9 protein-coding genes are annotated in these 13,965 nt (G+C 30.7%); 6 read left to right on the forward strand and 3 right to left on the reverse strand.

Going from position 1 to position 13,965, the window contains the following annotated elements; all coding sequences use genetic code 11:
- Positions 1-48 precede the first annotated feature (48 nt).
- Positions 49-2,217 carry a DNA topoisomerase gene (locus RIN63_RS05145; RefSeq protein ID WP_310443620.1) on the forward strand — a complete coding sequence of 723 codons (2,169 nt, stop codon included), beginning with the start codon at positions 49-51 and terminating at the stop codon, positions 2,215-2,217.
- A gap of 10 nt (positions 2,218-2,227) precedes the next feature.
- Here RIN63_RS05145 and RIN63_RS05150 read toward each other — a convergent pair whose 3' ends face one another.
- From RIN63_RS05150 to RIN63_RS05160, 3 genes are read right to left on the reverse strand one after another with little or no spacing between them, the layout of a single operon-like run.
- Positions 2,228-4,525 (reverse strand): transglutaminase domain-containing protein, encoded by a 2,298-nt coding sequence (locus RIN63_RS05150; protein WP_310443621.1) that lies wholly within the window; start codon positions 4,523-4,525, stop codon positions 2,228-2,230.
- Positions 4,518-5,723: a DUF58 domain-containing protein gene (locus RIN63_RS05155; protein ID WP_310443622.1), complete on the reverse strand. Its 1,206-nt coding sequence runs from the start codon at positions 5,721-5,723 to the stop codon at positions 4,518-4,520. The genes RIN63_RS05150 and RIN63_RS05155 overlap by 8 nt, the downstream gene beginning before the upstream one ends.
- Positions 5,716-6,657: a MoxR family ATPase gene (locus RIN63_RS05160; protein ID WP_310443623.1), complete on the reverse strand. Its 942-nt coding sequence runs from the start codon at positions 6,655-6,657 to the stop codon at positions 5,716-5,718. Before RIN63_RS05160 ends, RIN63_RS05155 begins: the two co-directional genes overlap by 8 nt.
- 204 nt (positions 6,658-6,861) lie before the next feature.
- On the opposite strand from RIN63_RS05160, the gene RIN63_RS05165 reads away from it, so the two are divergent.
- From RIN63_RS05165 to RIN63_RS05185, 5 genes are all read left to right on the forward strand, one after another.
- Positions 6,862-7,068 carry a DUF1657 domain-containing protein gene (locus RIN63_RS05165; protein WP_310443624.1) on the forward strand — a complete coding sequence of 69 codons (207 nt, stop codon included), beginning with the start codon at positions 6,862-6,864 and terminating at the stop codon, positions 7,066-7,068.
- Between the two features lie 219 nt (positions 7,069-7,287).
- Entirely contained in the window at positions 7,288-9,021 is a 1,734-nt protein-coding gene (locus tag RIN63_RS05170) for a trypsin-like peptidase domain-containing protein (RefSeq protein WP_310443625.1), read from the forward strand.
- A 192-nt stretch (positions 9,022-9,213) separates the two neighbouring features.
- Entirely contained in the window at positions 9,214-9,732 is a 519-nt protein-coding gene (locus tag RIN63_RS05175) for an adenine phosphoribosyltransferase (protein WP_310443626.1), read from the forward strand.
- Between the two features lie 196 nt (positions 9,733-9,928).
- Positions 9,929-10,633: an ABC transporter ATP-binding protein gene (locus RIN63_RS05180; protein ID WP_399324317.1), complete on the forward strand. Its 705-nt coding sequence runs from the start codon at positions 9,929-9,931 to the stop codon at positions 10,631-10,633.
- Positions 10,633-13,839 (forward strand): FtsX-like permease family protein, encoded by a 3,207-nt coding sequence (locus RIN63_RS05185; RefSeq protein WP_310443627.1) that lies wholly within the window; start codon positions 10,633-10,635, stop codon positions 13,837-13,839. The genes RIN63_RS05180 and RIN63_RS05185 overlap by 1 nt, the downstream gene beginning before the upstream one ends.
- Positions 13,840-13,965: the final 126 nt, after the last annotated feature.

Here is a 13,965-nt window from a genome sequence, read left to right on the forward strand (position 1 = left end):
AATAATTTATTTAGGGAAGAAAAGATTTTGATATAGGAGATGTATTAATTGAAAAAAGTAATCATAGCAGAAAAACCCTCAGTAGCAAAAAACATAGCTGATGCTCTAAATATCAAATTAAGAAAAGATGGCTATTTTGAAGGAGAAGACTATATCATTACATGGGCTTTTGGTCATTTGTTACAGTTATTTGACGCAAAAGACTACGATGAAAATATGAAAGGTTGGAGAATGGATAAGTTTCCCTTTATTCCAGAGAAATTTCAATACAAGATAAAATGCCATAATACTGATAGAAATTCAGTGGATAAGGGTGCAGAAAAACAACTTAATACAATAAAAGGACTTATTGATAGAACTGATGTTGATGCAATTATATCTGCCACAGATTTTGATAGAGAAGGGCAGGTTATTGGGGATGAATTATTTATCTATTTCAATGAGAAAAAGCCTGTATTCAGAATGTTATTGAACGAGTGGACAGAAGACGAAGTGAAAAAGGGTATTGCAAATTTAAAACCTAATGAAGAAATGCAAACACTTCAAGATGCAGGTATTGGAAGACAATTGGCAGATTGGATTATAGGAATAAATTTAACTTCTGTAGCAACATTAAGATATAGCACTGATAATAAGAAAATATTAAACATAGGCCGAGTACTGTTACCAACATTAAAGATTATTTATGATAGAGATAAGGAAATAGAAACATTTGAATCTTCAACTTATTATAAGTTAATAGCAAGATTTAAAACAAAAGATAATGAGGAATTTGAAGGACTTTATTATGAATCTGACAATGAGAAATTTGATGATAAAAAAACACTAGAAGATATAAGTAAAGTTTTAAAAGATAATAATGCAGAAATTATAGAAAAACAAATAGATAAGAAAAGAGATTATGCACCTCTGTTATTCAATCTAACAAATTTACAAGGATATGTAACCAGCAAGTATAAAGGATGGACATCTGATAAGGTATTAAAAGTGGCACAATCCCTATATGAGAATAAGTTTATTACATATCCTAGGACTGGCAGTGTTGCATTAGAGGAAAGTTTAAAAGAAAAAACTGAGAAAGTATTGAATGTATTGAAGAAGGGTTTACCATATGTAAATCAAATTGAATTTGTTGATAACAAAAGGGTGTTTGATAATACAAAGGTAGAAGGCCATAGTGCCATAACTCCAACCTATATTAAGCCAACTAAATTGAATAATGATGAATCTGTTGTATATAATGCAATTAAAGATAGATTTATAATGCAATTTTTACCTATTGCTGAGTATGAAGAGACTAAACTTGTATCAAAAGCAAATGAGGATGCTATTAAAGGTATATTTATTTCAAAGGGAAAGGTTCAGATAGTAGAAGGATGGCGTGTTGTTGAGAAAACAGAAAACAAGGACACTATTTTACCAATGGTTTCTGAAAGAGAAATCGTAAATGTCGTAGATAGCAATGTAAATTCAGTAACTAAAAAGCCTCCTAAACTTCATATTGAAAAGACACTTTTAAGGATTATGGAGACATGTGGTAAGAATTTTAAAGATGAAGAAGATACAGAAAATACTGAAGAAATGATGGCTTCTATCTTAAGTGGCTTTTCTATTGGAACTCCTGCTACTAGAGCAGAGACCATAAAAAAATTGAAAGATATAGGATATATACAAACAAAAGGTAAAAGTCTAACTTGCACAGAGCTTGGTAGAACAATAGTTGAAATATTTCCATGCAAGGAATTATTAGATTTAGAATATACTGGCAGGTTAGAAAAAACATTATCCGATATAGAAAAAAACAGGTTTAATAAAGAAGAATTCTTGAATATGATTAAGGATTTTACCATAGATGCAGTAAATGCTATAAAAAATGATACATCTATGTTAAGTAAATTTAAGGTTGAGTTAGAAGATGGAGTAGAGAGCATAGGTAAATGTCCTACATGTGGAAATGATGTAGTAGAAAATGAAAAAAACTTTGGGTGTATTAATTGGAAGAATGGCTGTAAATTCACAATTTGGAAAGAGGATAAATATATTCAATCTTTTGGTAAGAAGGTTTCTAAGGAAATGGTAGAACTACTATTAGTGAATGGTAAGGTTGGGTTTAGAAATTTAAAAAGCAGAAAAGGAAAAATATTTTCTGCTTATTTTAAATATGTTTATAAAGAGGAAACTGGTTATTATAATTGGGAAATAGAGTTTATAAGCTAAAGTAGTTTCCTCAATTTTTCATATATCCAAATCCTAGATATTTGCGATAAAAGTAGAGAAGAGGACCCCAATTTTTTCTTAGGTGGTTTTCCATACTCTTTCTATATTCAATTAGGCTTTGTACATCTTCGTTGAATGTAGGAGAGTTGCTATATTTACTCTTTACAAATATTTCTGTGATTTCTTTTATTCCCTTTTCATCAAATTTAGAAAACCTATGTGCTACACGATTAGAGTAGTCAAAATGTGTTTCACCATGTTTTTGTGGATGGCCAAGTAGTTCCGCAAGTTGAAGTATCTGATTATATAGATAGACTATCCTTTCTTTATTATTTAATTTTTGAGAATTCAATTCCTTATAATTAAATAGTATGAAAGTAATTATAAACTTCACTGGTATAAATAATAATAAAATTCCTATAAATATCATTATATTATTTTTAGATATATCTGTAGCGTTATCTGTTTGATCTGTATTATTACTAGGATTTATTTTACCATCTTCTATATCAGTAGAATTTTCAAATATATCTTCTCCTACATCCCTAATGACATTATTTTGATTTTCATTTACTTTTTCCGGATTTACACTGCTATCTATAATTGGGCTATTTTCTATAAATCTTGGTTCTATAGAATAAGCTGGTGTGGATTCAAATGTCATCCAACCAACAGGCTCTATAAATGCTTCAACCCAAGTATGAGCATTTTCATGTTTTACTTCATATAATCCAGGCTCTACTAAATCTTGAGCCAAATAGCCCTCTATGTATCTGCTTGGAATACCTTCTAATCTAAGCATAATAGCCATAGCAGTTGCATAATAAGTACAGTATCCTTCTTTTCCTTCAAAGAGAAAATAATCAATGAATTCTTGATTGTTAGGCACTTCATCTACATCTATACTATATTGATAATTCTTTCTAAGATAAGTCTCAATAGCAACAGCCTTTTCAAAGTCATCTTTTGAATCTTTTACAATCTCCTTTACTAAGTTTTTTGTCCTTTCGGTTATTTTGTCCTCAGGCAGATGTAAATAAGAATCTAGATTTTTCACTTGATCCTTTTTATTAAGAATCCCTAGAGATACTATTTTTTCATAGGAAAGAGGTTTTTGTATTTTGATTAAGTAAGACTCCCTTTGGTAAACACCATTATCAAAAAACATGGTTTCATCAGAACTGACCTTGACTTTATGATTGCCATTATAAAAAACTGCTGATGGCTTATAGGGAGAAAATAGTGTAGTTGAGGCAAAAGAATGATTGACAATGGTAATATCTGATTCATCGTAGTACATTTCCTTATCAAATAGTGAAAGCTTGCTAAAATCTTGTCGTAAAGAATAATCTTCCCAAAAAGTCTCAGTATTCACCCAGGAATTCCCAGTGTAGCTTTTCTTTACATTTCCACGCAAATAAGTAGGGCCATCAGCGTATACAGACATTATTTTTCTACTATTTAAGACTACTGGACCTCCTAATCGTGATGTCGTTCCTTGATAGCCAGTTGTGGAAAAATCAAAGAGATAAGCATGACCTGAACTTCTCAAAAAATTATTATAGGAACGCAATTCTTCTACAATAGGGAATTTTGTATAGATTTTATGTTGAAGCCATGGCCATTGAATATAGTTATTACTTTTAGGAAGTATAAGGGCTAAAACAACAATCAAAATACTATATTTAATGGCTGTCCCAATCCAAAGATTATAAGTTCTATCATAATCATCAGAACTGACACTTTGAGAGTCAAGTTCTTTTTTGTTGTATCTATTCATCCCCATTAAAATAAAAAAGCCTAGTAAAAAGATAGCAATCATCAAATAAGCTTGATCATAGAAAGCATACCAATAATATATAAAAGCTCCAATATATAGAGGAAGAAGCAAGTAAATATTTTTTGCTTTAAATAGTATATTTGCAGTGAAGAGGCTTACTAAAGCTATGAGGATTATCCAAAATGGTAATAGATTAGATGTAGCAATATTTTCTTTGCCTTGGAGATTATCTATTATATTAGAAATTAAAAAGTAAGACCTCTCTAAGAAATCGGGAATAAAGGGAGTAATGTAATGGTTTACTAAAATAGAAGAAATAAAGCTAAGTACTAATAGGCCATAAAGCACCAAAGGATATAAAAGAAAAAACTTAACTAAAGCACTTTCTAATAAGATAATGAGTAGTTGTAGTGTAATGTTTAAATCTAATCCTATTCCCAGAGCTAGCATATATACAAGAGAAAAGACAAAAACTATGTAAATTGTATTAAGCATAAATGCTTGTTTATTAGATGAAAGTTTATTCATGGGTAACCTCCAAAGCTTCTTTTATACTTGTATAGTGGTCTATAATGTATACTGTAATTCCATCTTCATTCAACCTTTTCTTAACCAATAGGTCTATATATCCATTTTTATTTTCTATATCTGTAATAGCTATGAATAAGGGCTTTAGACCTTTCATTTTTAAATCAATTCCATAAGCTCCCATTTCTTTATCTAAATGTGGAGTAATAATGATAATGGTTGAACCTTTTTTGATATATTCAATTTTTGATGAATAAATAGATGTAAAACTATGTAAACCATTACCCTTAAACCTTGCTAATACTTCAATAAAAGGTTTTATATCAGATTTATGCTGGCCTTGAATTACAATTGGAGCCTCACTATTTTGAGTCTCTAAAATGACTTCTACATTTTGATTTAAAAAATAATTAATAAGACTAAGTGCAGTATGTGCTACCTTATCTTCTATTTGACGATTTACATCTTTTAAATATAGTTCCTTATAATTATCGATTAATATTATTGCATTTGTATCTCCTCGATTTTCAAAATCTTTAATAATTAGATTATCAGATTTTGATGATAGCTTCCAATGTATTTGTTTTATAGAATCACCTTCTCTATAATTTCGAAAAGAAGTAGTTCGACTTCGGTCTTGGAAAGCAGAATTATGTACTAACAATTCCCCTGATTGTTGACTAACAATTACTTTAAAAGTAGATAGATTAACTATTTCAGGATATACAATAAGAGATGTTTCACTGGATAGTTTCTTTTTAAAAGAATAAAACCCAAAGATATCTCGTACATTAACTTCAATATCACCAATATCATAGGAACCCCTTTTCCTTAATACCAATCTCTCCTTCTCTGAATAAGCTTGTCTCTTATCAAGAGATAAGATTATCTTAGGAGATTTTATTCCTGTTAATTCCTCAGAAATATAGCTTTGTATTTCCATAAAAGGAATAGGAAAAGGGCTATTATTTTCTATTGTATACTCTATATCTATATTGTCTCCAATAAATAGAGAACCAGATGGAATACTAATATTTCCACTGATTTTTCTAATTATATATATACAATGAATTAAAGGAAGTAATAGAGCTAGTAGAGATATATATAAAATAAAATATGGCATATCACCACCAACTAATACTACAAAAGCAAATATAATAAAAATGATAAAAAGTTTCCAATATTTAAAGCTAGTCATTTACTATCACCGGGATAAATATATTTTTTATAACTCCATTTAATATATCATCAATGTTCTTTCGTTCAATTCTAGCTTCAGATGAAAGAATTAATCTATGTCCAAGTACAGGGATTACCATTTCTTTTACATCATCTGGTATGACATAGTCTCGTCCAGATAAAAATGCTTTAGCTTTAGATGCTTTTAATAAGTCAATAGAAGCTCTTGGACTAACCCCTAACTGTAGGTCTTTATAATTCCTTGTAGTATTAGCGATATTTACTATGTAATCCATTATGTCATTATGTACTGTTACTTGATCAGTCATGCTCTGCATTTCTAATATATCTTCCTGAGATACTACAGCTTCAATGGAATCCAGGTTCTTAATAGTTTGATAGTTTTTTAGTATTTCTATTTCATTAGGTTTATCTGGGTATCCCATAGATAATCTCATTAGAAATCTATCCAATTGTGCCTCTGGTAATGGGAAAGTACCTTGAAATTCCAATGGGTTTTGAGTTGCTAGTACCATAAAGGGTTTTTCTAAAATATAATGATTGTCTTCAGTAGATATTTCTCCTTCTTCCATAGCCTGCAAGAGACTAGATTGAGTTTTTGGAGAGGTTCTATTAATTTCATCAGCAAGAAATATTTGGTTAAAGATAGGACCTTTTTTAAAATGAAATGTACCTGTGTTTTTATCATAAACACTAATACCTACAATATCTGAAGGCATTAAATCTGGAGTAAATTGTACCCTCTTATAGGATAAGTTCATACTTTTTGCAAGAGACTTAACCAAGGTTGTTTTTCCTACTCCTGGTATATCTTCAATCAATAGATGTCCACGAGCAAGTAATGCGATTATAACCTTTTCCAAGACTTGATCTTTTCCTATTATTACTTTTTTCAAATTGTCTAAAATCCTTAAAGCATTTTCATTAAACATATTTTTCCCTCCTAAAAAATTATAATAGATGAGCTGATGCAACTTGTCCAAGCAAATTGTTTTAAAATAGGTAATATTTTCAATTATCTAACTAATAATATATCACAAAACTCAAGAGTATTACATTGTTATTTTATTTTGTAATTCTTTGCGAATTTTTAAGATATTTTTGGTTAACCTAATTTAGAATGTGAGGTGATAAAAATGACAGTACAAAGTGATTTACAACAAGCAATTGCCTCTTGTGAAGCAATGAAAGGCAGTTATAGTATGATGGCTCAAGCAACAGAGGATAATCAAGCTAAAAACATGTTCAATAGAATGGGAACTGAAGTAGAAAGTCATCTTCAATTTCTAAATACTAGATTAGACTATCTGAATCAAAATAATACTTTAAATCAGCAACAGTAGAAATACTTAGAATTGAAAACGAGGGGCAGGAAAAAATCCTGTCCCTCTAAATATTCCTATATGTAGGGTGCTTTTTTCTTTTATATAATCTTAATTAAAGGCAATTATATATAAATTTTATGATTGTATTTTTACATGCATTAAGAAATTAATAGAATATATTATAATTAGAATTATTTTTTGTGAAAAGTAGTGATATTTAAAAAAGGAGGAGTTTTTTTGAGAAGATCTGCATTACGATTTCCTTGTCAGTTTATAGTCATTATATTATTATTTACATTTATTATGATACCTAATGTTGAAGCAAAATCTGGGCTAGAAAACATAGTTTTAGATACTCGTTCTCTAGCAATGATAAATAAGCCTGGGGTAGTATTAGTTCAAACAGTTTGGACGGCGGACCTTACATTATACGAATTTGCTTTTACAAGTGGATTTGAAGATGATTTAACCAATGCAGTTGGTAGTTTGGTAGAAAGCGGTGAAATTCCAAATACTGAACAGGCTATGTATTCAGTAATGGTGCAATTAATGATTGAGAACATGGCTTCATATATCTTTACTACAGGAAATACTTATGTGGAGGAAGCTAGCACTGCTGCTGTAGGAACAGGATTTATTGTTACTCCTGATGGCTATTTGATTACAAATGCTCATGTGGTAGCTACAAATGAAGAAGAATTATATTATAACTTCGTTGTAAATACACTTCAAGATTATGCCATTGAAGGCACCAATAGTTTTGCATCAGAAATGAGAACTGTGGGTTATGACATGAGTCAAGAAGAAATTGATGGACTAATGAATGCATTTTATAATATTTTATCTTATCAAATTGATATTAATAATCTTCAAACAAGCTACCAGTGTTATTTAGGTAATGTAATCCCAGGCTCAGATGTTAGTGCTAAAGGTGTAGGACTTGATTTGCGTAAAATGGGTGTACCTATCCCTGGTAAAGATGTAGCTATATTGAAGATAGATAAAACAAATTTACCTACTGTTACATTAGGAGATGATACGAAATTACGTACAGGGGATAAGGTCTATGCCATGGGTTATCCTGCAGTTGCTACCTTGTCTGATGCACTAAATGTAGCACAGGCAATTCAAGAACCGACACTAACTAGTGGAATTATTTCTGCCCGTAAAGAAATGTCAGGAGGTTGGAGTATTCTTCAAACAGATGCAGCAATCCATGGAGGGAATTCTGGAGGGCCATTATTTAACGAAGCTGGAGAGGTAATTGGCATCAATACATTTGGTATGCTTGATCAAAATAGTGGGGCTCAAGTTGCTGGTATGAATTTTGCAGTCCCTATTAGCGTGGTAAATCAATTTTTGAATGAGATAAATGTTAAACCAATTGAGAGCCAGTTCACAACTCAATACAAAAAAGCTTTATCATTTTTTCAAGGTGAAAAATATTCAGAAGCCTTAGATATATTACGTGGATTAAACGAGACAAATCCGGGGTATCCAGTAGTAGCGGAATTGCTTGCAGAAGCTCGTTCTTTGGCAGATCAACAACCAAAAGGTGAGCCGACTAATGCTGTCCCTACAATATCAACTAATATAGAAATTGATGAAAATACAACTAATATGAAAAGAATCTTATTAATTGTAGGTGGTGCAATAAGTATAATAGTATTGATTTTAGTCATAGTATTTTTAGTTACTAGCAAGAAAAGAAGGAAATCTAAGGAAGATATAATATCAGTAGATTCTACACCTAAGCCTAAGAGTTTAGATAGTAATAGCAAGAATTGTGTTAAATGTGGTAAAACACTATCAATAGATTCAAGATTTTGTAGTGGATGTGGATATGATTTTTCTTCCCAAAATCAATATCCTAGTAACTGTGTAAAATGTAATCAACCAATTGAAGCAAGTGATAAGTTTTGTAAAGGATGTGGAACAAAGGTTGATGAAGTGGTTAAAGATACTAATTAAATAGGGAAATAAATGGTGTTTCAATATTATAAGAACCTATAGATTTGCTTTTTCTAGAGTGAATCTGTAGGTTCTTTATGTTCAAAAGATTAAAACAATATAATTAATGTAAAAAATATACAAGAAAAAAGTAAGAATATATGATAGACTAATGTAGTAATAATTTTAATTCCAATTTAGGAGGGATTTTGTTTGGATCTTAAATCTAAAATTAGAGTAATCGAGGATTTTCCAGAGAAAGGTATTAGTTTTAAGGATATAACTACTTTGACTAAGGATAAGGACGCATTTAAAGAAGTTGTTGACCTTATAGTATCCGATTTAGAGGATAAAGAAGTGGACTACATAGCAGGTCCAGAAGCTAGAGGATTTTTATTAGGTGCAGCAGTGGCTTATGCTTTAGGCGTTGGATTTATTCCTGTTAGGAAACCTGGGAAATTACCAGCTGAAACCATTAGTCATGAATATGAATTAGAATATGGTAGCAATACTCTTGAAATACATCGTGATGCAATAGAAGAAGGCAAAAGAATTGCCATAGTAGACGATCTACTAGCTACAGGAGGCACGGTATTATCAGCTACAAAGTTAATAGAGTCAATAGGTGGAGAAGTCGTTGCATTAGAATTTTTAATTGAACTTGAGTTTCTAAAAGGAAGAGATAAACTAGAAAAGTATCATGTTAATTCCTTGGTTAAATATGATGAATAGTACAGATAAGATAGAATAACAAATTAACAAAAAATATACGATTGATTAGGGCTATCTTTTTATAGGAATAAATCTATAAGAGATAGTCTTTTTGTTTACATATGAGCTTTATCTTTGATAATGGTTAATATAAAATAATATTTAATAGAATTATATTAGTATATAATATGTATCTTTGATAAGGAGTAGATGAAAATTGGAAAGCTATATTGAATTTAAAGATGTAAAAAAGATATATAGAATGGGTGAAGTAGAGATAGAGGCATTAAGCGGAGTTGATTTTTCTATTGATAAAGGAGAATTTGTTATAGTAGCTGGTGCAAGTGGAGCAGGGAAGAGTACTATACTAAATATACTAGGTGGTATGGATACAGTTAGCTCTGGAACCGTAATAGTGGATAATAATGAAGTAAGCTCTTTTTCTAATAAGGAACTTATTACCTATAGAAGACACGGTATAGGTTTTGTATTTCAATTTTATAATTTAGTACAAAACTTAACTGCTATTGAGAATGTAGAATTGGCAACACAAATATGTAAACATCCTTTAAATCCTGAGGAGATATTAGAAGCAGTAGGGCTTAGTAATAGAAAGAAGAATTTTCCCGCGCAACTATCAGGAGGAGAACAGCAAAGAGTTGCAATAGCAAGAGCATTAGCAAAGAATCCCAAGCTTCTTCTTTGTGATGAACCTACTGGAGCATTAGATTATAATACAGGGAAATCTATATTAAAGCTTCTACAAGATACATGTCGAAATATGGGAATGACTGTAGTTGTAATCACTCACAATCTAGCTATAACTCCTATGGGAGATAAGGTGATTAAAGTTAGAAATGGTAAGGTTGAAAGTCAAACTATAAATAGCAATCCTATTTCCGTAGAAAGGATTGAGTGGTAGTGGAAATAAATGCATTAAGTAAAGATATTGTAAGGGATATAAAAAAATCTCTAGGTAGGTTTTTATCTATTGCAGCAATTATAGCTTTGGGAGTAGCTTTCTTTTCAGGACTAAAAATAGCTCCAGAGGATATGAAATTTACTGCGGATAAATATTATGATGATTATAATTTAATGGATATAAGAATTTTGTCAACATTAGGTTTAACGGAAAAAGATTTAGATGAAATAAGTAAAATAGAAGGAATAAAGGAGACCTTTGCTACCTATACAATAGATGCTTTGGCAAGATTTAATGATGCAGAAGCTGTACTTAGGGTGCACGGTATTGCCTCAGATAATATAGTAAATAGAGTGAGATTAGTAAAGGGAAGATTACCAGAAAAACCAAATGAATGTGTTATTGAAGAAGGAAAAAATGGTTCTATTAGCGTACCTTTAGGTTCTACAATTCAACTGTCCTCAGGTAAGGATGAGCTTCTATCTGAGAGTCTTAAAAATACAGGGTATAAGGTAGTAGGTACTGTTCAAACACCATATTACTTATCCTTCGAAAAAGGGAGTAGCAATATAGGCAATGGACAGGTAAGAAACTTCATTATGATTCCACAGGAAAACTTTAAGCTTGAAGTATATACAGATATATTTGCTACTGTAGACGGTGCAACAGAACTAAATTCTTACAAAGATGAATATTTTCATATAGTTGATAATGTTACAGACGAGTTAAAGAACTTAGCTAAGGATAGGGAAATAATAAGGCATAAGGAGATATTATCTGAAGGAAGAGCAGAAATAGAAAAAGGTAAAAATGAATATTTAGAGGAGAAAGTGAAAGTAGAGGAAAAATTATCGGATGTATTAAGAGATATTGAAGATGCAAAAATTGATATAGCCAGTGGAGAAATGAAACTTAGTGGAGAGGAAAAGGAGTTTAATGTAAAAATCCAAGATGGTAAAGAAAAAATAGCCAATGCAGAAAAGGATTTGTCAGCTGGAGAAATAGAATACGAAAATGGATTAAAAGCTTTCAGTGAACAGAAGGCTATAGCAGAGGAAAACTTTAAAAATGCTGAAAATGAAATAGAAAAGGGAGAAGAAGGATTACTTAAATTAGAAGAGAGTATTTCACAAATTAACTCAGCTTTAGAAAACCCTTTATTAGCAGATGAACAAAGGCAAAAAATTAATTCTGATTTACAAACTGCAATTGCTATGTTAGAAGGTACAAAAAAATCAGTGGAAGATGGAAAAAGACAATTAGAAGCAGGAAGATTTGAATTAAATAAAGGAGAAGAGGAGCTAAATAATGCAAAGGAGCTGCTATTATCCTCAAGGAAAGCTTTAGAAGAAGAAAAAGTAAAACTTATAGAAGGCGAAGAGACAGGTATCGCTGAATTTAAAAAAGCAAGAAGAGATATTGAAGAAGCAAAAATCAAACTTTTGGATGGTGAAAAGGAATATTTAGAGGGAAAGAATAAAGCTGACAAAGAATTAGCAGATGCTTGGAAAAAGATAGAGGATGGGGAGAGAAAATTAAGTAAGGTAGAGAAGGGAAAATGGTATGTTCTAGATAGAGATAGCCACTATTCTTATGTGGATTATGGTGGGGCAGCTGATAGAATTGATGCTTTGTCTAAAGTTTTTCCAATTTTCTTTGCCTTAGTAGCAGCTTTAGTTTGTTTAACTACAATGACAAGAATGGTAGATGAGCAAAGGGTAAATATTGGAACACTTAAGGCCTTGGGGTATAGTAAGGGATCTATTGCGTCTAAGTACATTATTTATGCGCTAACTGCAACGGTATTAGGATGCATAATAGGAATTGGAGTAGGATACACATTATTTCCAACGGTTATTTTTAATGCCTATGGAATTATGTATATATTACCACCTGTTACTCTAAATTTTAATATAGGATTGGCAACTGCTATTTCATTAGGAGCAATAGGATTAATAACCATGACTACTTTCCTTGCTTGTAACAATGAACTAAAAGAATCTCCATCTTCACTAATGAGACCGAGGGCACCAAAAATGGGAAAAAGAATTCTTCTTGAAAGGATACCTTTTATTTGGAATAGATTTAGTTTTAGCTATAAGGTTACAACTAGAAATATATTCAGATATAAAAGAAGATTCTTCATGACTGTAATAGGAATAGCAGGATGTACTGCATTGATGCTTACTGCTTTTGGTATTAAAGATTCCATTAGAACTGTAGTAGATAGGCAATATGGGGTTCTCTTTACCTATGATATGACAGTAGGAATAAAACCAAGTAAAGCAAAATATTTAGATGAAGTTGATAAAATAAATAGCTATGAATTAATTCTTAGGGAGAGTGGTACTCTTTCATCGAATAATATAAAGAAAGATATTTCGATTGTTGTTCCAAAAGATATCAAAAATATAGATAGTTTTATTCACCTACAGGAACGAAAAAAAGAGAATAAAATTAATATCCCAGAAGAAGGTATAGTCATCACTGAACAAGTAGGTAAAAGTCTAGATGTAAAGGTTGGAGATGAAATCACATTTATCAATGTTGATAATGATGAGGCATTAGTTAAAATTATAGGAATTACAGAGAATTATACTTTTAATTATGTATATTTATCAGCAAATTATTATGAGGAAATCTTTGACAAGGAAGTGGAATTTAATGAAGCAATTGCCATATTAGAAGATACTTCTAAGGATATTGAAGATCAATTATCGACAGAGTTATTAAGCTTGGAGGGTATTTCAGGTGTAAATTTCAATAGAACAGTTAAGGAAGATTTTGAAAACACAATAAGAAGCTTGAACTATGTTGTAATGGTAATGATCATATCTGCTGGAGCATTGGCTTTTGTAGTCTTATATAATTTAACAAATGTGAACATCAGCGAAAGAATAAGAGAAATCGCAACTATAAAAGTCTTAGGCTTTTATGATTCAGAGGTATCTGCATATATCTATAGGGAAAATACTATCCTTACTATTATTGGAACTATGGTAGGGCTTGTAATGGGCGTGATTTTGCACAGATTTATTATGATAACAGTAGAGATGGATAATATAATGTTTGGGCTAAAGTTAAGTTTTAAGTCACATATTATATCCATAATATTGACATTAGTTTTCGCAATTCTTGTAAATTTTGCAATGTACTATAAGCTTAAAAATGTTGAAATGGTAGAATCATTGAAATCAGTGGATTAGAAAATAAAAGAACACAGAGGATTTTAAACAACTAAAAGCTATTGTGAAAAAAATTCATAATAGCTTTTAGCAATTATTTATGACATGGATTAATTATATAAATGTTTTTAGGGTATAAACTAATAT

It is taken from the genome of Tissierella sp. (assembly GCF_031460495.1).
GTDB lineage: Bacteria > Bacillota > Clostridia > Tissierellales > Tissierellaceae > JAVKTS01.

What these genes read in the sequence shown, in the direction of transcription:
- RIN63_RS05150 (WP_310443621.1), bottom strand. Translation starts at nt 4,525, where the DNA reads ATGAATAAACTTTCATCTAATAAACAAGCATTTATGCTTAATACAATT.
- RIN63_RS05155 (WP_310443622.1), bottom strand. Translation starts at nt 5,723, where the DNA reads ATGACTAGCTTTAAATATTGGAAACTTTTTATCATTTTTATTATATTT.
- RIN63_RS05160 (WP_310443623.1), bottom strand. Translation starts at nt 6,657, where the DNA reads ATGTTTAATGAAAATGCTTTAAGGATTTTAGACAATTTGAAAAAAGTA.
- RIN63_RS05165 (WP_310443624.1), top strand. Translation starts at nt 6,862, where the DNA reads ATGACAGTACAAAGTGATTTACAACAAGCAATTGCCTCTTGTGAAGCA.